Source organism: Paenibacillus sp. ALE3 (assembly GCF_054113405.1).
In genome coordinates this window covers 5622178-5647439 of record NZ_CM134214.1, presented here as the reverse complement: position 1 = coordinate 5647439, position 25262 = coordinate 5622178, and the positions used below count along the sequence as shown (strand labels likewise).

Below are 25262 nucleotides of genomic sequence, written 5' to 3'. Positions count from 1 at the left end.
CAACTCTTATCTGAATGTAGGCAAAATGCTTATCTTTTTAAAATTGGAAGGCGGAACAGGAATGAAGAGCAACGTAACGATGCGGGATATTGCAGATAAGCTGGGAATAAGCAGCGTGACCGTGTCGAAGGCGCTCAATGACAAGGATGGGGTTAGCGAGGAGCTAAAAGAACGTATTAAAACGCTCGCGGGCGAAATGGGTTATCGTTTCAATACCGTTGCCAAGTCCATGAAGGAAGGGCTCACCTATAACATTGGTGTTGTCATCCCTGAACGTTTTACCGGTCCTGGCCAATCGTTTTATCTGCATATTTACCAGCAAATTTCACGAGCACTGGAGCCATACGGCTACTATGGGATCCTTCACATCCTCCATCGCGAGGACGAAGAACAGCTTAATCTGCCACGTATCTATTACGACCGTAAGGTGGACGGCTTCATTCTTCTGGGCCAGGTGAGCAAGCCATATATTGAGCTGGTACAAACCATGGACCAACCTAAAATGTTTCTCGACTTTTATGATGAGCATGCCGATATCGACTCTGTGGTGACGGATAATTTTTACGGAGCCTATGAGCTGACCAACTACTTGATCGCCCAGGGGCACCGGGATATTGCTTATGTGGGAAATATCTATTCCACCAGTAGTATTCAGGATCGTTTCCTCGGCTACTATAAATCCTTGCTGGAGCACAGGTTGCCCCTCCGTAACGAGTGGGTACTCAGTGACCGGGACGACGAAGGGTCCTATGTTGAAATGGAGCTGCCTCAGCCACTACCGACCGCCTTTGTATGCAACTGCGATCAGGTTGCTCACAATCTGGTGCACCAGCTGATTGGTCTGGGATACCGCGTACCCGAGGATTGCTCTGTAGTCGGCTTTGATAACGATGTATACGCCACGCTTATTGTTCCGCAACTGACCACGGTCGGAGTAGACATTGAGCAAATGGCACGTACCGCGGTGGATTCAATGATGAAAAAAATAAGCCATCCCGGCAGTCGTTTTGGTCGAGTCCTTGTACAGGGTCATATTGTATATCGTGATTCCGTGCAGCCCCTTGAGTGATCATGATCAGTGAATTTTCCACAACCAAAAGCCGCTCAGCATGTCGCTGAAGCGGCTTTTGACGTTTAGAATCTTTGCAGCGTAATCATAGGCTTACCTTCAATTAAGAGCGCTGGGCGACAAAGGAATTGCCCGTCCGATTGAGAATCGGCAGCATCCGCATTTCCTGTCCCATCGTGGCTTGGCAAAGTGGACAAGCTGGCTCGCTCAAAAAGGTAAAATCCGTTCTCATCCATCCGTTGCAACCCTCGTTGGTACACGACCAAATCGCCGTATTTTCCTCTGGAATGATTTCCGGGGCCTGGCGTCTGTACATCTATATCCCCCCTTGGTTGTTATAGGGGAACATCCCCTGTCGGCATACTGTTAATTCCCTCCTGTGCGGGTATTAATATGCTCCAACCTACGGAAAATATGCGTATTTTACCAAAATCCTTATTTGCGGATAGCCTTGGTCCAGAAACCGCCGTGAAATTGCTTTGGCTCCACTGTAATGACAAAAGCCTTGGGGTCCAGCTCCAGAATGGATTGATACAGCTTATTCTGGTTTTTTCGCTTGGCCAATATCTCCATCACCAAACGTTCTCCATCACGTCCACTGCCCAGCCAGGCTGTAACGCCGTAGCCTTTGTCTCGCAGCGCATTGGCAATCCCTCCATTGATTTCATTACTGATCACCTTCACGGTGACATAACCGAGCGCTATTTTTTCCTCAATCCATGCCCCAATAAGAATACCTACTGCGTAGCCGATGGCGTATACCGCAAGACTTGCCACTTGATCCAGATATCTAAGCACGACATTCAAGCCCAACACATAGACCGTAACTTCCACGGTGCTAATGAGTGCAGCAATGTACTTCTGTCCTTTCAGCGTCAAAATCATGCGTAGTGTATACGCCGATACATAGATAAGTTGAATAACGAGAATAAACAATAAAATTCTGAACATATGCTCACTCCCCATTCCACGATCTAATTAACCCATATCTAACATTATGCCCCTGTCTGTGATCTACAGCCTCACGTTTCGTATTACCCTCGCTCGGGTAATGAGTAACTACAGCATGCTGAAAGAAAGTTTGATTATATGAGGAGGGCTATACCATGAAGGATAACGGAATTAGCGATAAAATCAAAGGTAATGTAAATAAAGCTAAAGGCGAAATCAAGGATCAAATCGGGAACGCTACAGATAATAAGTCACTTCAAGCCGAAGGTAAATTGGATAAAGCCAAAGGCCATCTTCAGGAAACAGCAGGCAAACTGAAGGACCACAAATAATCCAACTTTTGATACCCTAACGCACTGTACTCCAAACAAGTCCGCTGTCTTGTACAGCGGACTGTTTTATTTTATTCAGTTACTTTTGGAAAAATATTTACGCAAACAGGGCAACTTTTACAGTCGCTTTTGCGTCTAACTAATATAAGCACAACCAATAACAACCCTTCCAACCTGTTGGATTTTGTATGTATTAATGTTACTCTAGTCTATGTATCAAGCTATAATTCTTAAATAAAGGGGTAGACCAACGAATGAAATCATTGAAGTCCATGAAGAAACCAGTCATCATCACTGCCGTGTCGGCCTTGGCCATCTCCGGGGCTCTGTTCAGCCAATCTACATATGCTGCACAAGTAACTAAGCCGATCCAAGCAGTATATAACAATATTAAAATTATCTATAACGGAACTGAGGTTCCTGCTGATGCTAAAACAGAACCATTTCTGCTGGATGGCGTGACGTATATCCCGCTGAAGCTGGCAGGTACTGCTTTGGATAAAAAAGTAACATGGGATGGCACAAACAAACGCGTAGTCATTGCTGACAACGGCGTTCCTATTGATCAATCTACAGTTACAGCACTGAACAATCAGATTACAACGCTGACTCAAGAACTGAACACAGCAAAAGCAGCGAACACTACGAAAGATGCTACCATTGCTCAATTGCAAAAAGACAATCAGACGCTGAAAGATGAAGCGAGCAAAAATAGTTCAGACTCTTTGAAAGATCTCCAACGTAAGCTGAATGATGATCACCGGGATGACTACAACACCAACTCGGATATCACGCTGGATGGTAACAAAAAGGATATTTCAGTGACCATCGAAATGACGAAATCCAGATGGACTGACCTAACCAGCAGCAGAAAGGAAACCTTCCTTGAAGACATCGGTGAAGATATTTTGAAAGAGTATAAAGATGCCGATATAGAGGGTACGGTTAAAAACTCTAGTAATAGAGATAAAATGGCAACCTTTACAATCAACAGCAGAGGCAAGGTTTCTTTGAGGGATGTAGCTTCATCCTTCGATGCAAACACGATCCAACGTGATTTGTTCAACAGATATAGCAACTACGCCGGAGTCGGCTTTGATTTCAGTGTAAGAGGCGACAGTAGTACAGCTGACGTGGATGTTTATGTAGGTTTGGATGACTGGAATAAACTCTCAAGTTTGCAAAGAAGCAACCTGACAGATGGCGTTATTGATTTCCTTAAAAACAGAGAGTCCATTGACAGAATCAATGGAACTGTACGCAACAAGGACAACCGCAACCTAATTACTAACTTCTAAGTATACAAAAGCGACAAAGGCTTTATAGCCCTTGTCGCTTTTTTTATGATGTACAAACATCCTACATTCAATTATTGAATCATTCTGCCTACAGAAGTAATGTATTTTATATAATCACTATCCGCATTAGTTGTACCGATATTTTTTGTATAAACCAAATGACCTGCGCTGGTTATTTTGACTTTGTGAAATGAACCGGGTTTAGAATAAGGATCTACACTATAGGTCCCTTTGCTATACACAATCATAGGATTAAAGTCAATTTGCTTGAATACGGGCGATAAGTCGCTCTTATACGTAGCATGAATATTCAATACACCCTGCGTTTGATCCCAGTTAAAAGAAGTAAGATCAAATGCATTTGCATCAATGACTTGGGCCAAGTCTTGTCCCTTGAACCTCATAAGAACTGGGCTTTCCGTAAAGCTATCATGTCTTAGCTTCAATAAGCCACGCTTGGAATCCCACTCCATCTGCGCATCTGTATCTTTCAACAAAATGGATACTGGTAAAAACATCGCGTTACTTTTCATGATGGGGACTGTGTCCATTGTCACCGGCTCACCGTTAACCGATATTTCGGGTGATCCGATCGTAGCCGTTACATTACGGCCTAGCAAATCAACAGAAGCCGTTTTGTTCGCTGCATTATAAGTTACTTTGCCGCCCAGTATATCTTCAGCAGCTTGAAGCGGTATAAGCAGTCTGCCCTTCGTATCCATAAAAGGTGATGCAGGATAGGTGTATAAAACGTAATGATTATTTACCTTCAGGTGTATAGGGGTCTGAGCTTGGGCTGATGTCGAATTCGAGTGTACAGTAGCAACACTAAATAAAATTATAAGGCATACTAGCAACCTGATTTTCATAATACCCTCCTTTATTGATAAACAACTCACAAATATAACTGTTTTTTTTCATATATAACGTACCTCCACCAATACATATAGTCAACCATAATTTATAACCTCTACCTAATTATAGAATATGGCACCTTCTCTACAGTCATTTAATTCATAAATACATTAATAATATTTATAAACATAAAGGTATTTTAGCATGAAAGCAGAATGTATCACTGTATTCCAATTTAGAAAGGGGTAAATGTATACGATGAGAAGTTTTGTTAAACGTAGAGCCAGGTCGAGCATTGCATTAACAATGACTTTATTATTGGCAATTGCAGCCGTACCTTCAGGTACAATGGATGCCGCCGAAGCTGATCCGAACCAGAATAATAAGCAGAATGTGCCGACCTTCTCTAATGTATCGGTTCATGATCCTTCGATTGTCAAAGACGGTGACACTTATTATGTGTTTGGGTCGCATATCTCCGCAGCGAAATCCAAAGATCTCACAAACTGGACTTCTTTTGCAAACGGTTACACAACGCCTGGAAATACTCTTTACGGGGATCTATCGAAGAATCTGGCCGGATCTTTCGCTTGGGCGGGCGAGAATGATGCGGATAGCAAGGGAGGATTCTCAGTATGGGCGCCGGATGTATTTTGGAATGAGCATTATGTCAATAAGGATGGCTCAAAAGGGGCCTACATGATTTATTATAGTGCCTCCTCCACCTATATACGTTCCGCGATCGGTATTGCCGTTGCACCCAACATTGAGGGCCCCTATCAATATGTGGATACTATTGTGAACACTGGTTTTACAAAGGAGACTGCATTCGATAAAGATAGCAAAGTGGATAAAAAGTGGACAAATACGCCGATTTCTCAACTCATTAATGAAGGCAAGCTGAAGGGGCCTAGAGCAGGATGGTTTAACGCCGATGGTTCTTATGCGAATCGGGTGTTCCCGAATGCAATTGATGCAGCAGTCTTTTATGATACAGACGGGCGCTTATGGATGACGTACGGGTCATGGTCCGGAGGAATATTTCTACTGGAGCTGGATAAAGCAACTGGCAAACCGATCTATCCAGGCCAAGATGGAACTACAGAGGATGGCCGTCTGATTGATCGCTATTTTGGCACCAAGATCGCAGGTGGATACGGTGAGTCCGGGGAAGGTCCATATATTGAATACAACTCAAAGACAGGTTACTACTATCTGTATGTAACCTATGGCGGACTTGCAGCGGACGGTGGGTATAACATGAGGTTATTCCGTTCCAAGAGTCCAGCAGGGCCTTATAAGGATGCCAAAGGACAGAATGCCGTTCTACCAGCAAACACCAAAAATGTAGCCTATGGCAACAAATTAATGGGTAACTTCTTGTTCGATAGCAAAATAGGCGATCCAGGTACAGGTGTGGGCTACGGCTATGTATCTCCTGGGCATAACTCGGTATACACCGATCCTGCTACCGGACAAATGTTTGTTGTCTTTCATACCCGATTCCCTCAGCAAGGGGAGACTCATGAGCTGCGTGTACACCAAATGTTCATGAATCAGGATGACTGGCCTGTGGTAGCTCCTTACCGTTACGGTGGCGAGACGCTTACAAAGCTGGATGAGAAACAATTCATTGGTGATTATCAATATATTAACCATGGCAGTGATTCTTCGGCGACGGTCAAAAATACACAGTTCATTCAGCTGAGAGCAGACCATACGATTAAAGGCGATGTGCAAGGAACATGGCGCAAGTCGGGGGATGCGAATGTCCAACTAACACTGGATGGTGCTGTATATGATGGAGTATTACTGAGACAATGGGACCAGGTTACAAATCAATACATCCTTGCGTTTACAGTTCTATCGAATAAAGGTGAAATGGCCTGGGGCAGTAAGCTCCCTGATATGACGGATACGACAGTCGTTGACAGTGTATATCGTGAATTAGATCTTGGCGATACGAGCCGGGTGACGGCTAATCTGACGCTTCCAAAGGAAGGCAGTCGGCAATCTTCCATTACCTGGAAAACTTCAGACCCAGGCGTCATTTCCGATACTGGTGAAATCAAGCGCCCCGGGATCGGAGAAAAGGCTGTATCCGCCACTTTGACAGCTACCATTACCAAAGGGGACAGCAGTCGGGACAAAGCTTTTAACATTACGGTAGCTCCTTATGAGAAGGCAACATTGACTGCTTCATACCCATTTGAAAATAATCTAAAGGATCAGAATGATGCTTTTGCCAATGGTAAGGTTATTGGTGACCGAATCGATCGTCAGGGAGGAAGTATATCCTACGCTGAAGGCGTAAGAGGCCAAGCTGTAGTCCTTGATGGACAGTCAGGTATTGCTCTGCCTGAAGGACTCATATCCAGTTCAGCCTATTCTGTGTCACTGTGGGTGAAACCTAGCGAATTGACTGTGCATACACCAACTTTTTTTGGAGCTATGGATAGCAACCACTGGGTTAGCCTTCTGCCCAGAGGACCTGAGAAGGATAACACCATGGTCTGGTCCGGCAGCTCAACTTGGTATACCGGCAGTACTGGCCGGAAGATCAAAGCCAATGAATGGACACATCTCGCCTTTACTGTAGATCATGGAGTGCTAGAGGTGTATGTGAATGGGAAAATTCAGTTTACAGGGTCAGGGTTTCCGGATGTCTTTACCTCTAAAGCTGGAACATTCAGCTTAGGGGTCAACTGGTGGGACCCTGCGTTCAATGGTTCTATGGATGAGCTGAGTATTTTTGAAGGCGCGCTCCCTCCTGCACAGGTGGAAGAGTTAGCCCAGATGAAGTGAATTAAAACTATCTGTGAATGGTGAGCATCACTAGTGTCAAAGAATGAAAAAAGAGAGCGCTGAACAGCGCTCTCTTTTAATAAACCAATAAATATTAGTAGGCCAATGCAAAAAGTCCTTTGATGTGGGACAAGTAACGGATGTTACTGCCTTCCTTCATCAAGGTGGCTACAGCGCCTTTCAGTTGGGTGCCATTCGCGCCTACAGTACCGATCGCGTCTGTTCTGCCCAAGCTGCCCAGTGTACCGGAGAATACTGGTGTAAAGCTTTCCATTTTCGCTCCGTTGAAATAAGCGAAGATGTTGTAACCAACTAATTCGCCCATTTGCCAAGCCAACTGTGCAGTTGGAGGGTATGGACGCTCGCCTTCAGCCGGGAACACCACTGCGCTGTCGCCAGCGAGGAAGATGTCTTCGTGAGAAGTCGATTGCAGTGCACTATTCACAGTTGCGCGACCACGGTTTACTTCGATACCAGATGCGCCAACCAGTGCATTACCTTGTACGCCGCCTGTCCAGATCAGTGTGTTCGTTTTGATCGAACGTCCGTCTTTCAGGAGAACTTCGTCAGCTTTCATTTCTGTAATCGGAACACCCGCTACGATTTGAACGCCACGTTTTTCAAGGCTTGTTACTGCACGATCAACCAATGGTTGAGGGAAGCCTGCCAAAATAGATGGTCCAGCTTCTACGCAATACAAGTTGATATCTTCGTAGTTGATGCCTTTTTCACGGCAAACTGCAGGCAGTTTGTCGGCATATTCGCCCACCAGCTCAACACCAGTCAGACCGCCACCACCGATAACGATTGTAGCGTCCGCTTTGTTACCGGATTGCTTGTAAGCATCCAGACGAGCTTCCACATGTGCGCGGATGCGATTAGCTTCTGCTACTGATTTCAGCGTGAAGCTATGCTCTTGCAGCCCTGGAATACCGAAGTATGCCGTTTCACTGCCCAGGGAAATAACGAGAGCGTCATAGCTCAACGTAGCACCACTGGCCAAGGTTACTTTCTTATCGTCCGGCTTGATTTCGGAAACTGTATCCACTTTCAGGATAATATCTTTGTTGCGCAGCAGTTTTTCCAAAGGAAGCGCCACAGCTTTTTCGGCAATAGTACCTGCCGCCAAACGGTGCAGTTCCGTAATAATTTGGTGCGACGCAAAGCGGTTTACCACTGTAATGGTTGCTTGGCTAGCGTCCATATGCTGGCGTGCTGTGAGAGCGGCCAGCAATCCGCCGTATCCGCCGCCCAAGATCAAAATTTGCTTCGACATGTCCATCCTCCGTTCTCGATCAGGTAATTATTTGCTTTCGCGTTGGCGCTCATTCAGAATATCCAGGAAAGCCTGGCTGAAACGCAGCGTTTTTTGTACATTAGGATCTTTAAGCATTTTGAGCAGGCCAAACAGACCTACACTGCCGTCCGTAGTTTGTACACGGTCATTTGCTTCAATTGCAGCAGAAGCCAATCCTTTAGCCGAATCTGTAACAGGCTTCACAAACTCTCCCATGGAGTTTTTCATATCTCCGATAAAGACAGGGTCAGTTGCCAGACTGCGTGCTACATCATAAGCATCGGTCATAAAAGTAACCATCTCAGTCAACTTTGGCAGATTCTCTACCAGTACGGTCAGCGATTGCTGAACCTCCGGTTTCATCAATTGGTCCAATACATCCCGAGACTCTTTGGTAGCTTCTTGTGTTACGGCCACCTCTTGTTGGTTTTCAGACATGCGTGAACGTCCTCCTTTACTGTGAAAATAGAAGTCCATTCCTTTCTCGTAACCTGTATCATAAACTCTAGCAATAAAACGTTCAATGAATTCGCCCTTAAACATGCAAGAAGCACAGCTTAAACCGGCCTATACCCTAAAGGGCAAGACTGATGATCGCAGATGCCAATTGTATATTGCTTGGACGTTATTCTGTTGTTGTTACTGCTGCGGAATATCTCACGAAGCGCTCCCTCGTGACTACAACAGGACGAAACGGAACCCTATACCTCTATATTACACCTTTCACAACCCAATCGTCGAAGAAATTTTAAATTTGCACAAATTTCTGCAAATTTTTTATTGTTATTTTAGATAAAAATTAGAATAAGCACGATTTTTGTCTAATTTTACCTTAAAAGAGGGGCATTTTATACTAGAGATGGGTAATACAGAGAGTGAGTTTCTGTTCATTAATATGAAAACCAATACAAAACATATTCCTACGGAGGGTTGAACGATGGCTAAAACATTTGCAGATATGGTTCAAGAAGCGAGGCAGCACGTTCAGGGCATTACTTCACAGGAGGGACGTCAGCGAATTGAATCAAATCCAGATACATTCGTTATCGACGTACAGGATTCTCATGATGCAGGTGCTTGCGGCCTAATTCGCGGAAGTGCCAATATTTCACTAGGCATGCTGCCCATCCGCGCTGACCTGGACGTGCCACAAGATTTGCGTGATGAACGCTTACGTGACCGCAACCGCCCGATTATCACCACCTGCGGGGCAGGCGGACAAGCCGCACTGGCAGCTTATATACTCCAACAGATGGGCTTTACCAATGTAGCCTTTATCAAAGGCGGTACAACAGCCTGGAAGGAATCCGGCTTTGAAGTAGAACTGTACTAAGGGAATGTTGCCGACTCCCCAGATCGTCCTAGGTACGTAAGGTGTCCTCAGAAGTATCGGGAGGTTCAAAATCATTCGGAATCGGCAATGGCACACCAGACTCGATGAACTCCTCTACATCACGGGCAGCTTTAACTTGATTGCACTCGTTGCAGGCGCATACACAATTTACTGGCGTGGTGTGTCCACCTTTAGCCCGAGGAAGTAAATGATCAATCGTGTCACCATAGCCACCGCAAAAAAAGCAGGTATAGCGGTCACGTTTAAGCACATATTGGCGGAATTCCTTGTTGCTATAAAGTCTGCGGACCGTGTACGGATTTACAATCACCGCCATGCGTTCTCTGACCAGAGTCATCGCCAAATCAAGCTCAATCTCCTGATGCCAGCGTCTCCCTTGGTCGGTTTTGCCTCTTAGCCGAATCATGCCATTGCGATTAAGCCGCAACGCACGGGTATCCGCAGGCTTCAGCCTGCTAAGCAAATGGCGAACCCGTTGCCGATGGCGCTCACGCGCTTTGTCCGTGACGTGCTTCCTACGGGGGCGTTGAGAATCATTAGAAGGCTGCGCGGACGCTTCCAGACGATACGCAGCCGTATCTGCTTCGGAGCCATGCCGCTCTACAGGAGCAGCCAAGGGCTTCGTTTCCTCATGGGAAGGAGCGGACGTAACCACCCGTTCTTGCGGGGCTAACCCCCGGCAGGAACGGCAAGGACCACGCCGGGAATAAGGCCCAGCCCGGCGACCGGTTCTGCGCTGAAAGTCCGTTAATGGTTTTGTCTCCTGACAATACGTACATTTTTTCATCAGCGGTTCTCTCGCTTCATCCTTATCCTGCTGCGGGTCTGTCACGTTCATCCCTCCTCCCCTCTCTTGGTCGAGCTTATGGTTTGCCCGAAATCCGAACTATTGCTAAGTTAGATTCATTTTACCGTTTTCACGTTTCCTTTTCTAGCCATCGAGTCGTTGTGATCACTCATGTATAACAAATTTTAATGATTTAGCATACGTTATACAGCGATCCATGTTCTTCATCAACATCATATTGGCCATCAGACGTTTAGCCCCCCTCACTTGGTGGGTAACTTGTTATATATGAAGGAGGGACGCACATGAAAAGGAACCATACGATGATGCAATTTTTCGAGTGGAATGTCAAAGCTGACGGTTCACACTGGAAAAAGCTTGCCCGCCTGGCACCGGAACTGAAGGCCAAAGGAATTGACGCGATATGGATTCCACCTGTCACCAAAGGCCAATCTCCTGAGGATACGGGTTACGGCGTCTATGACCTTTACGATCTGGGCGAATTTGACCAAAAAGGTGCAGTGCGCACCAAATACGGAACCAGGGAAGACCTGCTGGAAGCTGTCGCATCCTGCGTTCGCCACGGCGTAGCCGTCTATGTCGATCTGGTCATGAACCATAAGGCTGGTGCGGATGAAACCGAAGTATTCAAAGTCGTCGAGGTCAACCCGGATAATCGTAATGAGGTCATTTCCGAGCCCTTTGATATCGAAGGCTGGACTAAATTTACATTCCCCGGCCGACAAGGTAAATATTCCACATTTCAATGGAACTTCGAACATTTTAATGGAACGGATTACGATGCAAGTCAGGACCGGACAGGAATCTATCGTATTTTAGGTAAAAACAAAAACTGGAGCGATAATGTAGATGATGAATTCGGCAATTATGATTATTTAATGTTCGCCAATATTGACTATAATCATCAGGATGTGCGCAAGGAAATGATCCGCTGGGGCAAATGGCTGGTGGATACTCTACAATGCAACGGATTCCGTCTGGATGCGATCAAGCATATTAATCATGAATTTGTACGAGAGTTTGCTACAGAAATGATTAAAAAGCGTGGGCAGGATTTTTATATGGTAGGAGAATTTTGGAAACCGGATCTAGAATCTTGCCAAAAGTTTCTGGATACCATCGATTATAAAATCGACCTGTTTGACGTATCCCTCCACTACAAACTACATAGCGCTTCCTTGGGTGGTAAGGATTTCGATTTAAGCACCATTTTCGAGGATACGCTGGTTCATACCCATCCCCTGAACTCGGTTACTTTTGTCGATAATCATGATTCCCAGCCGCACGAAGCGCTCGAATCTTGGGTAGAGGACTGGTTTAAGCCAAGTGCCTATGCACTCATCCTACTGCGCAAAGATGGTTATCCCTGCGTATTCTACGGTGATTACTACGGTATCCAGGGACAAACGCCTGTGAAAGGCAAGCAGGCTGAGCTAGACCCGCTCTTATATGCCCGGTACCACAAAGCTTATGGTGAGCAAAAAGATTATTTTGATGATCCCCATACGATTGGATGGGTTCGTCAGGGCATTCCTGAGCTACACGGCTCTGGATGTGCTGTGGTGATCACTAACGCAAATGACGGGGAAAAGCGCATGTTCGTGGGTAAACAACGTGCAGGAGAAAAATGGACCGATTTGACCGGGCATCACGATCATACCGTAAAGATCGAACAGGATGGCTATGGCATATTTCCCGTTCGTGCTGGCAGTGTATCGGTATGGGCACTTCCTACTGAGGAAGACAGCCTGGATGCAGAGGATACTGCGAACGCTTAATGTATATCAACACAAAGAGGACAGGATGCAAGAAGGCGCCCTGTCCTCTTTGTTGTATGGAAAGTCATTCCGTCACCTTGCTTTGGTTGGCCACAGCCTGTTTCTTTGCCTCTACATGACTCGGATCACCAAGATAGAAGCGCCGAATAGGATCGATATGCTCATCCAGCTCATACACCAGTGGAATGCCCGTCGGAATGTTTAAATCCAGCAGAGTAGCTTCATCCAAATTTTCCATATACTTGATCAGGGCCCTTAAGGTATTACCGTGTGCGGAAATGATAACCCGCTCCTTTTTAAGAATCAACGGCACGATCCGTTGCTTCCAAAACTCACCAACCCGATGCACCGTGTCTTCCAGACTCTCCCCAAGCGGTAGCTCCTCCGGCTTAATATGGCGATAACGCTCTTCCCGATGTGGACTCCGTTCATCCTGCGCATCCAACATAGGAGGTCGCACCGTCAAGCTACGTCGCCAAATATGAACCTGTTCCTCTCCGTATTGCACGGCGGAATCTAGTTTGCTAAGCCCCTGAAGCGCACCATAGTGGCGTTCATTCAGCTTCCATGACTTCTGCACGGGTATCCACAGATGATCCAGCTCATCCAAGATATGATACAACGTGCGGATAGAACGTTTGAGCACAGAAGCAAATGCCAGATCAAACGTATACCCAGCCTCCTTGAGGATACGTCCTGCCTCGATAGCCTCATGAGTTCCCTGTTCAGTCAGATCGACATCCGTCCAGCCTGTGAACAAGTTTTGGCGGTTATATACGCTTTCTCCATGCCTCACCAGCACCACTTGATACATATACCTCACTCCTCACCTATCTATCCTCTATGTTTTACCCAACTTCTATGTATTTAACGTAAAATGCACTTTTTAAACCGCCTCTTTCATACAAAAAAGGACGACATTCAGCCGTCCTTGTCTTCGTCCTACTTGAACCATATGAAATAGTCGCAGACCTTAGTCCCTATTGCTAAGCTTAGCTAACAAATCCAATATTCGTACATATAGCCACACTAACGTTACCAGCAATGCAAAAGCGCCATACCATTCCATATATTTGGGTGCACCTTGATCAGCTTGTTCCTCAACGAAATTAAAATCTACGAGCAGATTCAAAGCGGCAATGATGACGATAAATAAACTAATACCAATACCCACCCAGCCCGTTTCATGGATGTACGGAACATTCATACCGAAAAAATTCAAAATAAAATCAACCAACGTCACTAGAAAAATCGCCATCGTACATAGGACAACAAATGAGATAAAGCCACGTGTCACCTTGATGATTCGTTGTGTATACATAAAGAGCATCAAGAACAAGATACCCACTGTCAGCAAAATGGCATTAACTACAATTCCAGGGTACTCATATTCCATAAAAGCGGAAACGCCACCCAAAGCAAAGCCACTCAGAATCGCATATACAGGAGAGAGCAATGGAGCCGTTTTGGGAAAAAAGGATATCGAAAGTGCTATGCCTGCCATCCCAATAAAGCCTGCCGTCATCAACGATAGCACCTCTATGGTTCCTTGATAGGTCATATACCAGGTAATACTGGCAGAGACGATGAGCAGGACTAGCAGAAGCAACGTTTTGTTCACCGTTCCTCCGATAGTCATACGTTGTTCGCTAGCTTCTCTTTCATCTTCACGCAAAAAGATGTCATCACGTAAAACCGGGTTGCTAAAGCTCATACAGGGTACTCCTTTTCGATGTGTTATTTACGATGCCATATGTATATATCGGTACAACCTGAGAAAAGTTTCAGAAAATTTCAAACAATAAAAAAACTCTAACCTTGCCTTTCGGCAAAGCTAGAGTTAGAGGGTCAAGTCGTTACAGATTAAAAATCTGCAGTAGCAATTTGGATGCTACCTGTTGCTGCTCCAGCTGGAGTAGCTTGGAGAGCGGCTACCAGCAACAAAGCAACTTCTAGCGTCAGACTGTTAGCCGCCGGAATTACATAAGTGATCACAGGAGCATTGACACGGGTAACCACAAGATTCACCGGATTGGCACCGAAATTATTAACGGTAATTGTAGCATCACTACCGCCTCTCAGGTTTTCAAAAAAGGACTTACCTACACCAGCAGCAAGATTGTAAATTTGCGAAGGTAAAAGGATCGCCATAGAACTCACCTCCCTTGCATTTGATAGTGTATTCTATGCTTCCAATCTATGAACGTAACGTTAAGTGACTCAGTAATAAGACACAATTTAAAAGACTCATAGATTAACATTTCTCTATATGTGCTACAAACAACCTGTCATTCTGAAAGGTTAAACCATTTTTTTCATATCGTAAGCCTAATCATGATAAAATACGTACCATAATGGAAATGACCCAAGGAGGATAACCACATGAAACAGGAACTGATTGACCGCCTGACTACATATGTACAGGTAGATACCCAATCCGACGAAAGCAGCCACACATGCCCCACCACACCCGGACAGCTCACATTGGGCAACCTCCTGGTAGACGAACTGAAAGCCATCGGTATGACAGACGTAACCATTGATGATGATGGTTATGTGATGGCAACCCTTCCCTCTAATACGGATAAAGAAGTGCCCGTCATTGGTTTTCTGGCACACCTCGATACGGCTACTGAGCTAACTGGCGCAGGAGTGAAGCCACAGTTGACGGAAAACTATGATGGAGGCGATATCACGCTGAATGCCTCGCTTGGTGTAGTCCTTTCTCCACGTGAGTTTCCCGAATTGACTCAATATAAAGGCCACACCCTGATCACAACAGATGGCACCACTCTGCTCGGTGCAGACAACAAAGCCGGTATCGCAGAAATCATGACAGCGATTCACTATCTGATTGATCATCCCGAAATTCAACATGGCAAAATTCGTGTTGCTTTTACACCGGATGAAGAGATTGGAAGAGGACCTGAGCGCTTTGATGTAGCCGCCTTTGGCGCTGAATATGCTTATACGGTAGACGGCGGACCGCTCGGAGAGCTGGAGTATGAGAGCTTCAACGCCGCGGCTGCTCATATTACCATTCATGGTGTAAATGTACATCCCGGTACGGCTAAAAACAAAATGATCCACGCTGCCAAAATCGCTATGGAACTGCACAGTAGATTACCTGTGAATGAAGCCCCGGAATATACAGACGGGTACGATGGCTTCTATCATCTGTTGGAGTCTACTGGCACAGCAGAACAAGCCAAACTATACTATATTATCCGCGATTTTGATCGTGAGAGCTTTGAGAACCGGAAAGCTTATTTGACAAATATCGTAAAAGAGCTCCAGGCTGCCTATGGAGACAACCGTATTACGCTGGAGCTGAGAGACCAGTATTACAACATGAAAGAGAAAATTGAGCCTGTCAAGCATATCGTCGATATCGCTCATGAAGCAATGACGAAGCTGAATATTGAACCCATTATCAAGCCGATTCGTGGAGGCACAGACGGTTCACAGCTGTCTTACATGGGACTGCCTACACCGAATATTTTCACAGGCGGGGAGAACTACCACGGTAAGTACGAGTATGTGTCGGTGGATAACATGGTGCTTGCAACCAAGGTTATTGTGGGGATTGCACAATTGTTCGAGCAGCGTGGCAAGTAAGCCGCTTATACACAGCACTGACACGTTCAAATTAAATCCGAAGGCATATCGTTTCTATTACGAAACGATATGCCTTTTTTTCTGAATTTTCTTTAAATTCTCAATACTTTTATAACTTTTATCCGTCTTTAGACCGACAATTATATAGGACTATAAAAAATATATTTAGTAAAGAAAGGTAGGCAATCCACTTGAATACAATAGATGCATTAATTGCAGCCATTCCCTACATACAACAGATTATGCGGGAGAAAGTAACCCTTGCTCTTTTCGACCGTACTCACGTTCTGGCTTATACCCAATCAGAGGATATGAATCTTGGCTTTGAAACCGGCTCGGAGCTGCTTGAGGACTACAAAAATTTCGCCATGCTTAAAAATGGATGCGAGGCCAGCTTGACCCACATTCCGGCTGAATTGCTGGGATATCCTCTCGATATGATCAGTATTCCTGTGTTTGATGATAATGGGAACGTCATTGCAGCGTTTGCCGCTTCCTATAATTTGACCAACAGAAATCAGCTGGATCAAATCGTATCTGAAAACCACTCCATTACCGAGCAGCTCATTGAAATGGTGCAGCATGTAACAGCACATTCAGAGGAGCTACAAGCTACCAGTGAACACATTTTAAAGAACACCCAATTTGCCGTACAAAACTCGGGTAAAATTAATCAGGTCGCTGTATTTATCAAGGAAATTTCCGACCAAACCAACCTGCTTGGATTGAATGCCGCGATTGAAGCCGCACGTGTCGGAGAAGCAGGAGCAGGCTTTGGTGTCGTTGCTCAAGAAGTACGCAAGCTATCTGTAGAGTCCAAAAAAGCGACAGTCGATATTGAGGGAGCCCTTAAGGATGTACAGAACTCCATTCGTCAGATGGAGCAGGAAATAGAGCAAATTGTTGCTTCTTCTCAAGAGCAGGCGACTCTGGTAGGCTCTTTCACCGAAGTCATGGAGCGTATGCGAAAGGCGAGCGAAACGATGCAACATCTGGCCGATAACCTGACTTCCTATATTGTAAAATAATTAATATTGTTTATTGGCATGAGAAAGGGGAGCGCACTGATCCGCAAATGGCGTAAAAGTGCGTTCCCCTTATTTACAAAATCCCTACTGGGTCTAACAATCCAAATCTAAACTCAAGCAGTATAAGAAAAAACACCATGATTCGAAGGATACACGGGGTCTAACTGTCCCAATGTATTTCCTACCGGAAGAGCAACACTAAGAAACGCTAAGACCATAGTTATCGAGATTAATGCCTTTTTCATTATGAAGCCCCCTTAATAAAATGGTTTGGTATTGCTCTTGCTGCGACAGGGTTGCCAAATCTCGATAAGTCTCGAACAGTGCAACCAGTGTCCTAAAATCAGTATTGGCTTCTACACCAATAGAGAATTGCAGGGAAACAAGGATATAATTCAAGGCAACGATGTACTGTTTCTTTTTCAACTGGTAAATAGCTAATTGGTTGACCAGTTTTAAATAATATACGCGGTTGGCTCTATCTTCATAACCTTCAAATATCTCAATATCATCGGCAAACTCGTTCAGCAGGTCGTCAATGTCCCAATTGTTCAAGTTAGCTGCTTCAGCAATACCAACCAATCCCGGGAGTAGCTCCTCGTCATTGTCGTGAAGAAACTGAACATATTCTGGTAAAAGTTCCTTCTTCCCCGAAAGTAAATCAATCGTATATAAATTGGCCTTGGCGAGAAAACGGAATCTCTCTACTTCTTCGTGACCGCTTTGATCCAGCCCCATAAACCAACCCATTTCGCTATACTTCATAATATAATCTCTGGCTTCCTCATACTGGCCCATATTCTGATAATAAATTGATTTTGCCAGATAGCTGTAAGCATAATAAAACACCAGCGGGTGTTTGGTGTTCAATGTCTCGTACTTGCCGTCCGCAGCATTTCTCAGTTGGGTGTGATACAGGCTTTCAGCCAACGAATGCAGATAATCCGCAACCTTGTTCGCTTCATCCCAATCATTACACGTATAGCTGATTCTAAACAACTCGCAAGCTTTATCGAGCGCGTGGCTGTCCGACAACAAATAAATAGCTTCCCTTTGGTTCAGGACCTCTTCCACTAAACCCCGCCTCCCTATCCTGAAAATTAAAGTCACCCCTAGCCTAGTGGCTATTCTTCAGGGTAGTTATGCTGTTAGACTCCCTTTTTTTGCATACCAGTATATTACAAATATAGTCAAAACCTAACTTGAAGTCAATTCAATCATCGGTACATTCATACTTTTGCAACCTGACATGGATGTGTATATTTTACTGGTTATGAATAGATGATTTTCATTATCGAAATAATGCTAAAGAAGACAAAATATTGGCTCTCATATGGGTGGTTTTCATGGTCTATAGTATCGTCAGGGTAACTACGTTACGAATTAGTGCGTACTTTTCAACCGAATACCGGGGCCTTACAATCAAACCTGTGCATGAAAACAAAGTATAAGTACGACTCAACAAAGCATGTACCTGTTCACTAAAATACAAATTCACTTAAGGAGTGAAGTTAATAACATGGAACTTCAATTGGCTTTAGACTTGGTAGATATCCCGCAAGGTATCGCATTGGTAAAAGAAGTAGAATCGTATATTGATATCGTAGAAATCGGTACGCCGATTGTCATCAATGAAGGACTTCATGCTGTAAAAGCAATGAAAGAAGCATTTCCCAATCTAAAAGTACTGGCTGACCTGAAAGTTATGGACGCAGGGGGCTATGAAGTGCTAAAAGCTTCCGAGGCTGGTGCAGATATCGTGACGATTTTGGCTGTAGCTGAAGATGCAACGATCAAAGGTGCTGTAGAAGAAGCTAAGAAACAAGGCGGCAAAAAAATCCTGGTGGACATGATCGGTGTTAAAAACCTGGAGCAACGTGCAAAAGAAATCGACGCTTTAGGCGTTGACTACATCTGTGTGCATACAGGCTACGATCTGCAAGCGGAAGGTCAAAGTCCGTTCGAAGCACTGCAAACCGTCAAAAAAGTCGTAAAAAACTCCAAAACAGCCGTAGCTGGCGGCATCAAGCTGAGTACATTGGCTGAAGTGGTAAAAGCTCAACCGGATCTGGTTATCGTAGGCGGCGGTATCACTGGCGAAGACGACAAAAAGGCTGTAGCTTCGCAAATGCAGCAGCTCATCAAACAAGGTTAATCCAATGGAAACCTCTCAATATTTATCTGAGGTCATCAAGGAGCTGCAATTCGTTCCACAGCTAATCAGCGATACCGAATCAGAACAGTTGATCCACTCCATCGCTGCTGCGAATAAGGTATTCGTAGCAGGAGCGGGGCGCTCAGGGTTCATGATTCGCTCGCTGGCCATGCGGTTGATGCATATGGGGGTTCAAGCTTACGTAGTTGGGGAAACCGTAACCCCTGGCTTGAGCGAGGGAGATCTGCTGATTATCGGTTCAGGCTCTGGTGAAACCAAAAGCTTAGTCTCCATGGCAGACAAAGCGAAGAAACTCGGGGCCTCACTGGCGGTGCTTACCACTGCCCCCGAGTCTACCATCGGCAAACTGGCCGATATCATCGTCAAGCTGCCCGGCGCGCCCAAGGACCCGTCCAGCAAGGATTACCAGACCATTCAGCCCATGGGCTCACTGTTTGAGCAAACTCTGCTGCTGTATGGCGATGCGTTGGTGCTCAGAACGATGCAGCTGCGCAAGCTGACCTCCGAATCCATGTATGGTCAACACGCCAACTTGGAATAAAACTGCTTTTTCCTTTGCGATAACAAGGCAGGCTGCTTACATGTCCGAGCATGTAAGCAGCCTGCTTTTTTTTGTATTAAATGAGGTGATTCTCTTGTCTGCACAAGTTTGGATATTTATTCTTCAAGTTCGGCTTATAGGCCATCGTAGCAGAAATATTGAAAGTATGCGGGAGTCGCGGCAAAGGATGCTGCTTCCTTCACGGCCCCATTCGATGTAGCATACATGCCGACCAAAGCTCCAGTAAATCCGCCATTGCGTTCAGGTGAAACCACATAGGCCGGAATCCTGGCGAGTGATACCCAATTGCCGGGACGTACTGCATAGGATAAGGCAAAATGATACGTATCGGATAGGATTCGAAGCTCCACACCTTCACCGCTTTGTATATCTGGAGCTGCCAACAGAGGCACGGAGGCCCATTCAGTTGATTTCCCCTGATCTACGACCGAGACCACTACAGTAAGCAAATCGCCTTCGCCAGCCCGGCGAATACCCAGCGTAAAGTGACCGCGCTCATTAAGCCGTACTGCAAGGCCGGCTTCTTCATCTTTCTGCTGTGGTTGAAAATAAAGCCGACTGCGGACGGCCACCTGATGATGCCGCAGCCGGGTACCGAGGAAGACGCTCGGCGCCTCGTCCAGCAGCGTATGGCGATTGCCGGCGAGCGTCAGCCAGCCGGGACGTGCCTCCAAGCTGATGCAGGCTTCGCACAGCCTGCGCGGAGCAGCCCAGCGGCAGTCCAGCCGCTGACCATCAAAGTCATCGCGCCAGCTATGACGCTTGGCAGACGCGAGCAGCGTAGAAGCAGGCGAGCAAGCCTGCTCCGCTAGACCGAACGGCTGACGGTCTACAGACATGTGCAATTGCACCATGCCTGCATTGTTGTCAGCCATAGGCCACCCGTCCGTTGTCCAGCGGACAGGTGCCAGAAAGGTTTCGCGTCCGAGCACGCTATACGACTGAGCAGCTGTTTCGGTCTGAAGCATGACCTCTATGCGATCATCCACAGGCCGGGCATCCACCACCGGACGGACGCCCAGGAAAAAAGCCCACCAGTCCCCCCGAGTGTCCTCAACCAGTTCGGCATGGCCTGTGTTCTGAATCGGATGCGCAGGGAGAGCATTATGCGTGAGCATGGGCTCTTTCATCCGTTCAAACGGACCATACGGGCTATTGGCCCGATACACGATCGTACGATGATCACGCCCCGTGCCGCCACAGGCGCACAGCAGGTAATAACGACTGCCGATGTGATACAGATGCGGCCCTTCGGTCCATACGCCGCCATCTCCATGAGCAATAGCCACAGGCTCGGTCAATGCCTGGCCTGTAGCAATATCCAGCTCATACTGAATAATATGCGACTCGGCATCTGCCCCGGATTGTACGGTAACATACACTTTCCCGTCGTCATCAAATAGCAGGGACGGATCTATATTTCCGTAAGGAATACGGATCGGATCAGACCAAGGTCCCACAGGGTTCACAGACGTAATATAAAAATTGCCTATCCCCATCACATCTGTCGTAATCAGGTAGAATACACCCTGATGATAGCGCAATGTGGGCGCATATATACCTTCTGAGCTCTTCCGTGTGGACAAATCAATCTGACTGCGCCGATTTAATGCATGCCCGATCTGCCGCCAATCGGTCAGGTTTCGGCTATGAAAAATCGGCAACCCCGGCATGTATTCAAATGAGCTTGTCGCCATGTAATAATCCTCTCCGACACGTATCACGCTCGGATCAGGATAAAATCCGGGGACAACCGGATTCGTATAGCGCAAGGTAGCCATAGCTTCAGCTCTCCTTTTGAACAGCTCTACTCCTCTGTCTCAAATCATTTATTCGTTACTCCCTGCTGGTAGCGGCGGCACTTTGGATGGATCCACCAGCGCCCAATATGCATATTTGGCCTTTAACCGTTCATCGAACAGCAGCGGCTTATCCAACCGGGCAATCGGGAACGTACTGAGCCACGTATTGCCATCATCTGTCCCCCAAATGGTCACATTGCTGATATGGTCCTGCTGTCGTGTAAACATATCGAACAGCGCCTGATAACGATGAGCCTGCCGAATCAGCATGGCTTCAGGAATCGTTTCGTAGCGATCCGTATCATTAGAGTAAAGGCCCATATCCAGCTCCGTGATCTGATTATCCAGCCCAAGTGAAGCAAACTTTTCGATGGATTGCTCAATTTCGACTATGGTAGGAAACTCCAAGCGGATATGCGATTGGTGACCTACGCCGTCAATCGGTACGCCTTTGGCAAGCAAATCACGCACCAGATTGTACAGAAAATCGCGTTTCTTCGGTTCATGGGTATTGTAATCGTTAATGAACAATCGCGCGTTCGGCCCTGCCACTTCCCTCGTGACACGGAACGCTTTTTCAATATAATCGGTTCCTGTAATCTGATACCACTTGCTGCGGCGCATGCCGTCCGGCTGATCAGGATCAATGACCTCATTTACCACATCCCAATCGGTAATGACATTTTTATACCGGGCCGCAACGGCGCGAATATGCGTCTCCAGGCGGTCCAGCAAAAGCTTTTTATTCTCAGCAGTCGGCGTCATCGGCTGTCCATTTTTGTCCTTAAACATCCAATCTCCGGTCTGGTTATGCCACACTAAGGTATGGAAACGAATTTCCAATCCGTGCTGTCTGGCAAATTGCACAATTTGATCTGCTTCCTCCCAATGAAACTGCCCCTCAGATGGTTGCAAGGAGACAGGCTTCATCGCATTCCCTGCAACGACGCTGTTAAAATGCTTTTGTACCAGTTCTCCGTAAGCCCCTTCGGTCTGGAAAGCCTCAATCGCTGTGCCGATGCTGAACTGTCCCTGATATAATCCATGCAAAGCAGGTATGTCCTTCTCAATTGCCAGCGGCGGCACCAGCGACAATTCGAAATCATCCATATAAAAGGAAGACGTCCCTTCTGGCGATTCCAGGTACATAGAAACGGTATCTGCATCATGTGCGAGCGTATACGTACCAGACAAATGCACCCATCCCCCTGTCGTGACAGCCGTATCGCCTACAACCGTTTCATATGCACTTTGGCCTTGGTAATCACGCTGTGCACTGAGCCTCACCTTAGCAGGCTGCTCACCCGGAGCCAGCTTCACCCAGGCACTGACCGTATATCGGTTGCCTTTTTGCATTGTGGCAGTCACGTCCAGCTTGGGTCCGGCATATGCCTTTTGTCTGCCCGTTGTCAGCAGACTGTATGAGCCGGTCCGTGCATCGGCATTCGAGACCTGCACGGTCTCGTCTCCCAAACGGGATACCCATCCTTGGGCTGTACCGTCTTCGAATCCGGATACGACCCCACTTGTAGGATTTGTTGGTGTTACTGAAACCTGCCTGATTTCCACCTCATCCACGTAGTAAGCCTGAGCAGAATTCGAGTTCTCCACATACAGCTTCAATGCATTCATCTCCCCGGTAAACGTATATCTCCCCTGGAGTTTGATCCACGATGTATCTGTTGTCTCCGTCTGAGCTACGGTCTTCCATTCTGTAGTCCCGCCTGTCGGCTGCTGCTCCATCGTAAACTTAAGCACGCTTGGAATTGCTGCATTGCCGTCCAGTTTCACATATCCGCTAATTTCATACTCCACATCCGGCAGCAACAGTGGCTTCACATCTAACTCTGCTCCATTCCAAGCCGCCGTACGAGCGGTTGCCTTCAGACTGTGCGTGCCGCCATATGCCGCTTCCGTGACGGATGCAATTTGGGTATAAGCTCCCCGTGGCTTCCAGCCGTCACTGTTTCCTTGCTCAAATCCATACGCTCCAATGATCTTCCCTGCCGATAGTACCGTGTTCGAAACCGACGGAGAATGTTCCACAGATGGAGCTGCCTTCGCTACAGACATTCCCCACCATCCGATAGGCGATAACAACAGCACTCCAGCCAGCACCAGACAAAAAGGCGTATACCAACCTGACCGCAAAGCAATCCCTCCTGCACTCAAATTTTTGAATTCGTATTTGGCACCCTTGGATTTCAGTTACTTGCGGATTAAAAGTGGCTCCTAGAATAAATGTAAAATGTCTACTATCCTTTCACGCCTCCCAAGGTCATACCCTTCACAAAGTATTTTTGTAAAAACGGATAGACTAAAATAATAGGAACTGAGGCGACAATCGTCATCGTGGCACGAATAGAGGTAGGCGTAACCGCCTTCGCCAGATTTTCTGACCCTGAAAACTGGCTGGCATAATCCTGAGCGTTAACGGACGTATTGGAATTTTGCAAAATTTTCATCAGCTCATATTGGAGTGTGCTCCACTGCTCATACGACGAATTGTACAAAAATACATCGAACCATGAATTCCATTGCGAGACCGCCGTGAACAACGACACCGTTGCCAGCACCGGCACACACAGTGGCAAAACGATACGCATAAAAGTAGCAAACTCCCCAGCACCGTCAATACGCGCCGACTCCAAAATCCCCTCTGGCAAGCCCTCAATAAAGGAGCGAATGACTATGACATTAAACACCCCGATCAACCCCGGCACGATATACACCCAAAAGGTCCCCAACATCCCAAGCTCACGAATTAAGAGAAAATTGGGGATCAAGCCACCGCTAAAATACATCGTCAAAATAAAGGCAATCGAAACAAATTTGCGCAGCACATATTCCGGCCGGCTGATCGTATACGCCACCATCGCGCAGCAAAACACCGAGGTCACTGTACCCGCGACCGTACGTAATACAGAAATCAACGTAGCATGGAAAATCGTCGCTTCCTTGAATACAAATTCATAATTACTCCACGTAAATTCACGCGGCCACAAATAAATTCCACCCCGAATGGAGTCATTCGCTTCATTTAATGAAACCGCCAACGTATTTAAAAATGGATACAGCGTGAACACCATTAGGCATAGCATAAACACAACATTGCACGCATCAAAAATCCGATCCGAGGGCGCCCGAAATCGCCCATGTACGGCCTTCCCTTTGCCCATGACTTCCTCTCCTTTCTAAAACATCGCCTAGCCCAGCACTTAAATCCGATTGATTATTCTTATCTTGTTGGTGCTGTTGCTTGGAACAGTCATTTTGAGTGTTTATATCAGTGGCAATTGGAGTGAATTATGTGGATTATTATTAGTAATATAAGAAGTCATATTTTAGCTGTTTGATGGGGTCTTGTTGAGGTCCGCGAAGCGGCCTGTTAAAAATCCACAGACTTGCACCTGTAGTATGCATAAGCACGCACTCCTGCTATCGCCTCGAATAGCCCATTCCCAAAGACATCCTCTAATGGCGATAGCGAAGCTGAGCCAACCATCATGACGCAGTTATTACAAGGAGG

At 46.3% G+C, this 25262-nt stretch carries 23 protein-coding genes; 10 read left to right on the top strand and 13 right to left on the bottom strand.

Annotation, left to right across the window (positions count from 1 at the left end; genetic code table 11):
- The first annotated feature begins 61 nt into the window (after positions 1-61).
- A complete protein-coding gene (locus ACXHJ2_RS25385; protein ID WP_040103815.1) occupies positions 62-1069 on the top strand; it encodes a substrate-binding domain-containing protein in 1008 nt (335 codons plus the stop codon).
- 103 nt (positions 1070-1172) lie between these two features.
- Here ACXHJ2_RS25385 and ACXHJ2_RS25380 read toward each other — a convergent pair whose 3' ends face one another.
- Positions 1173-1385, bottom strand: coding sequence for a cold-shock protein (locus tag ACXHJ2_RS25380; RefSeq protein ID WP_016822696.1), 213 nt, complete (start codon positions 1383-1385; stop codon positions 1173-1175).
- A 119-nt stretch (positions 1386-1504) separates the two neighbouring features.
- The gene (locus ACXHJ2_RS25375; RefSeq protein ID WP_165079854.1) at positions 1505-2020 is read right to left on the bottom strand and encodes a DUF2179 domain-containing protein; all 516 of its coding nucleotides are present in this window, start codon (positions 2018-2020) and stop codon (positions 1505-1507) included.
- A gap of 155 nt (positions 2021-2175) precedes the next feature.
- On the opposite strand from ACXHJ2_RS25375, the gene ACXHJ2_RS25370 reads away from it, so the two are divergent.
- Both ACXHJ2_RS25370 and ACXHJ2_RS25365 read left to right on the top strand, forming a co-directional pair.
- Positions 2176-2352 carry a CsbD family protein gene (locus ACXHJ2_RS25370; protein WP_013373642.1) on the top strand — a complete coding sequence of 59 codons (177 nt, stop codon included), beginning with the start codon at positions 2176-2178 and terminating at the stop codon, positions 2350-2352.
- Positions 2353-2606: 254 nt separating this feature from the next.
- Positions 2607-3650 (top strand): stalk domain-containing protein, encoded by a 1044-nt coding sequence (locus tag ACXHJ2_RS25365; protein WP_165079855.1) that lies wholly within the window; start codon positions 2607-2609, stop codon positions 3648-3650.
- 71 nt (positions 3651-3721) lie between these two features.
- Here ACXHJ2_RS25365 and ACXHJ2_RS25360 read toward each other — a convergent pair whose 3' ends face one another.
- Positions 3722-4519: a copper amine oxidase N-terminal domain-containing protein gene (locus tag ACXHJ2_RS25360; RefSeq protein ID WP_165079856.1), complete on the bottom strand. Its 798-nt coding sequence runs from the start codon at positions 4517-4519 to the stop codon at positions 3722-3724.
- 244 nt (positions 4520-4763) lie between these two features.
- Here ACXHJ2_RS25360 and ACXHJ2_RS25355 point away from each other — a divergent pair, with 244 nt between their 5' ends.
- On the top strand, positions 4764-7310 hold the full coding sequence (locus tag ACXHJ2_RS25355; RefSeq protein ID WP_165079857.1) for a LamG-like jellyroll fold domain-containing protein: 2547 nt from the start codon (positions 4764-4766) through the stop codon (positions 7308-7310).
- 94 nt (positions 7311-7404) lie between these two features.
- On the opposite strand, the gene ACXHJ2_RS25350 is transcribed toward ACXHJ2_RS25355, so the two are convergent.
- Positions 7405-8586 (bottom strand): NAD(P)/FAD-dependent oxidoreductase, encoded by a 1182-nt coding sequence (locus ACXHJ2_RS25350; protein WP_165079858.1) that lies wholly within the window; start codon positions 8584-8586, stop codon positions 7405-7407.
- 27 nt (positions 8587-8613) lie between these two features.
- Positions 8614-9045 (bottom strand): DUF1641 domain-containing protein, encoded by a 432-nt coding sequence (locus ACXHJ2_RS25345; RefSeq protein WP_013373648.1) that lies wholly within the window; start codon positions 9043-9045, stop codon positions 8614-8616.
- Positions 9046-9544: 499 nt separating this feature from the next.
- Between ACXHJ2_RS25345 and ACXHJ2_RS25340 the strand changes: the two genes are divergently transcribed.
- Entirely contained in the window at positions 9545-9940 is a 396-nt protein-coding gene (locus ACXHJ2_RS25340) for a rhodanese-like domain-containing protein (protein WP_165079859.1), read from the top strand.
- A gap of 28 nt (positions 9941-9968) precedes the next feature.
- Here ACXHJ2_RS25340 and ACXHJ2_RS25335 read toward each other — a convergent pair whose 3' ends face one another.
- Positions 9969-10793, bottom strand: a complete 825-nt coding sequence (locus tag ACXHJ2_RS25335; protein WP_165079860.1) for an HNH endonuclease — start codon at positions 10791-10793, stop codon at positions 9969-9971.
- Between the two features lie 260 nt (positions 10794-11053).
- Here ACXHJ2_RS25335 and ACXHJ2_RS25330 point away from each other — a divergent pair, with 260 nt between their 5' ends.
- Positions 11054-12547, top strand: coding sequence for an alpha-amylase (locus ACXHJ2_RS25330; protein ID WP_040102601.1), 1494 nt, complete (start codon positions 11054-11056; stop codon positions 12545-12547).
- A 64-nt stretch (positions 12548-12611) separates the two neighbouring features.
- On the opposite strand, the gene gpmA is transcribed toward ACXHJ2_RS25330, so the two are convergent.
- From gpmA to ACXHJ2_RS25315, 3 genes are all read right to left on the bottom strand, one after another.
- Positions 12612-13361 carry a 2,3-diphosphoglycerate-dependent phosphoglycerate mutase gene (gene gpmA / locus ACXHJ2_RS25325; RefSeq protein ID WP_165079861.1) on the bottom strand — a complete coding sequence of 250 codons (750 nt, stop codon included), beginning with the start codon at positions 13359-13361 and terminating at the stop codon, positions 12612-12614.
- Between the two features lie 159 nt (positions 13362-13520).
- Positions 13521-14261 carry a Bax inhibitor-1/YccA family protein gene (locus ACXHJ2_RS25320; protein ID WP_013373654.1) on the bottom strand — a complete coding sequence of 247 codons (741 nt, stop codon included), beginning with the start codon at positions 14259-14261 and terminating at the stop codon, positions 13521-13523.
- Positions 14262-14410: 149 nt separating this feature from the next.
- Entirely contained in the window at positions 14411-14698 is a 288-nt protein-coding gene (locus ACXHJ2_RS25315; RefSeq protein ID WP_165079862.1) for a hypothetical protein, read from the bottom strand.
- Positions 14699-14929: 231 nt separating this feature from the next.
- On the opposite strand from ACXHJ2_RS25315, the gene pepT reads away from it, so the two are divergent.
- Together pepT and ACXHJ2_RS25305 are read left to right on the top strand one after the other, a co-directional pair.
- On the top strand, positions 14930-16165 hold the full coding sequence (pepT, locus tag ACXHJ2_RS25310; RefSeq protein WP_165079863.1) for a peptidase T: 1236 nt from the start codon (positions 14930-14932) through the stop codon (positions 16163-16165).
- 191 nt (positions 16166-16356) lie between these two features.
- The gene (locus ACXHJ2_RS25305; RefSeq protein ID WP_058830325.1) at positions 16357-17193 is read left to right on the top strand and encodes a methyl-accepting chemotaxis protein; all 837 of its coding nucleotides are present in this window, start codon (positions 16357-16359) and stop codon (positions 17191-17193) included.
- Between the two features lie 198 nt (positions 17194-17391).
- Here ACXHJ2_RS25305 and ACXHJ2_RS25300 read toward each other — a convergent pair whose 3' ends face one another.
- Positions 17392-18267 (bottom strand): DNA-binding protein, encoded by an 876-nt coding sequence (locus ACXHJ2_RS25300; protein WP_165079864.1) that lies wholly within the window; start codon positions 18265-18267, stop codon positions 17392-17394.
- A 445-nt stretch (positions 18268-18712) separates the two neighbouring features.
- Here ACXHJ2_RS25300 and hxlA point away from each other — a divergent pair, with 445 nt between their 5' ends.
- Both hxlA and hxlB read left to right on the top strand, forming a co-directional pair.
- Positions 18713-19348 (top strand): 3-hexulose-6-phosphate synthase, encoded by a 636-nt coding sequence (hxlA, locus tag ACXHJ2_RS25295; protein ID WP_013312540.1) that lies wholly within the window; start codon positions 18713-18715, stop codon positions 19346-19348.
- Positions 19349-19352: 4 nt separating this feature from the next.
- Entirely contained in the window at positions 19353-19910 is a 558-nt protein-coding gene (gene hxlB, locus ACXHJ2_RS25290; RefSeq protein ID WP_165079865.1) for a 6-phospho-3-hexuloisomerase, read from the top strand.
- Between the two features lie 134 nt (positions 19911-20044).
- Here the strand turns inward: hxlB and ACXHJ2_RS25285 are convergent, their stop codons facing one another.
- The 3 genes from ACXHJ2_RS25285 to ACXHJ2_RS25275 all read right to left on the bottom strand — a co-directional run bounded on the left by ACXHJ2_RS25285 (position 20045) and on the right by ACXHJ2_RS25275 (position 24912).
- Complete coding sequence (locus ACXHJ2_RS25285) at positions 20045-21712, bottom strand: glycoside hydrolase family 43 protein (protein ID WP_165079866.1); 1668 nt, start codon at positions 21710-21712, stop codon at positions 20045-20047.
- A gap of 48 nt (positions 21713-21760) precedes the next feature.
- On the bottom strand, positions 21761-23884 hold the full coding sequence (locus tag ACXHJ2_RS25280) for an endo-1,4-beta-xylanase (RefSeq protein WP_165079867.1): 2124 nt from the start codon (positions 23882-23884) through the stop codon (positions 21761-21763).
- 104 nt (positions 23885-23988) lie between these two features.
- A complete protein-coding gene (locus ACXHJ2_RS25275; RefSeq protein WP_013373661.1) occupies positions 23989-24912 on the bottom strand; it encodes a carbohydrate ABC transporter permease in 924 nt (307 codons plus the stop codon).
- Between the last annotated feature and the right edge of the window lie 350 nt (positions 24913-25262).

What these genes read in the sequence shown, in the direction of transcription:
- ACXHJ2_RS25360 (WP_165079856.1), bottom strand. Translation starts at nt 4,519, where the DNA reads ATGAAAATCAGGTTGCTAGTATGCCTTATAATTTTATTTAGTGTTGCT.
- pepT (WP_165079863.1), top strand. Translation starts at nt 14,930, where the DNA reads ATGAAACAGGAACTGATTGACCGCCTGACTACATATGTACAGGTAGAT.
- ACXHJ2_RS25320 (WP_013373654.1), bottom strand. Translation starts at nt 14,261, where the DNA reads ATGAGCTTTAGCAACCCGGTTTTACGTGATGACATCTTTTTGCGTGAA.
- ACXHJ2_RS25285 (WP_165079866.1), bottom strand. Translation starts at nt 21,712, where the DNA reads ATGGCTACCTTGCGCTATACGAATCCGGTTGTCCCCGGATTTTATCCT.
- ACXHJ2_RS25370 (WP_013373642.1), top strand. Translation starts at nt 2,176, where the DNA reads ATGAAGGATAACGGAATTAGCGATAAAATCAAAGGTAATGTAAATAAA.
- ACXHJ2_RS25330 (WP_040102601.1), top strand. Translation starts at nt 11,054, where the DNA reads ATGAAAAGGAACCATACGATGATGCAATTTTTCGAGTGGAATGTCAAA.
- ACXHJ2_RS25315 (WP_165079862.1), bottom strand. Translation starts at nt 14,698, where the DNA reads ATGGCGATCCTTTTACCTTCGCAAATTTACAATCTTGCTGCTGGTGTA.
- hxlA (WP_013312540.1), top strand. Translation starts at nt 18,713, where the DNA reads ATGGAACTTCAATTGGCTTTAGACTTGGTAGATATCCCGCAAGGTATC.
- hxlB (WP_165079865.1), top strand. Translation starts at nt 19,353, where the DNA reads ATGGAAACCTCTCAATATTTATCTGAGGTCATCAAGGAGCTGCAATTC.
- ACXHJ2_RS25340 (WP_165079859.1), top strand. Translation starts at nt 9,545, where the DNA reads ATGGCTAAAACATTTGCAGATATGGTTCAAGAAGCGAGGCAGCACGTT.
- ACXHJ2_RS25350 (WP_165079858.1), bottom strand. Translation starts at nt 8,586, where the DNA reads ATGTCGAAGCAAATTTTGATCTTGGGCGGCGGATACGGCGGATTGCTG.
- ACXHJ2_RS25365 (WP_165079855.1), top strand. Translation starts at nt 2,607, where the DNA reads ATGAAATCATTGAAGTCCATGAAGAAACCAGTCATCATCACTGCCGTG.
- gpmA (WP_165079861.1), bottom strand. Translation starts at nt 13,361, where the DNA reads ATGTATCAAGTGGTGCTGGTGAGGCATGGAGAAAGCGTATATAACCGC.
- ACXHJ2_RS25355 (WP_165079857.1), top strand. Translation starts at nt 4,764, where the DNA reads ATGAGAAGTTTTGTTAAACGTAGAGCCAGGTCGAGCATTGCATTAACA.
- ACXHJ2_RS25345 (WP_013373648.1), bottom strand. Translation starts at nt 9,045, where the DNA reads ATGTCTGAAAACCAACAAGAGGTGGCCGTAACACAAGAAGCTACCAAA.
- ACXHJ2_RS25385 (WP_040103815.1), top strand. Translation starts at nt 62, where the DNA reads ATGAAGAGCAACGTAACGATGCGGGATATTGCAGATAAGCTGGGAATA.
- ACXHJ2_RS25380 (WP_016822696.1), bottom strand. Translation starts at nt 1,385, where the DNA reads ATGTACAGACGCCAGGCCCCGGAAATCATTCCAGAGGAAAATACGGCG.
- ACXHJ2_RS25275 (WP_013373661.1), bottom strand. Translation starts at nt 24,912, where the DNA reads ATGGGCAAAGGGAAGGCCGTACATGGGCGATTTCGGGCGCCCTCGGAT.
- ACXHJ2_RS25375 (WP_165079854.1), bottom strand. Translation starts at nt 2,020, where the DNA reads ATGTTCAGAATTTTATTGTTTATTCTCGTTATTCAACTTATCTATGTA.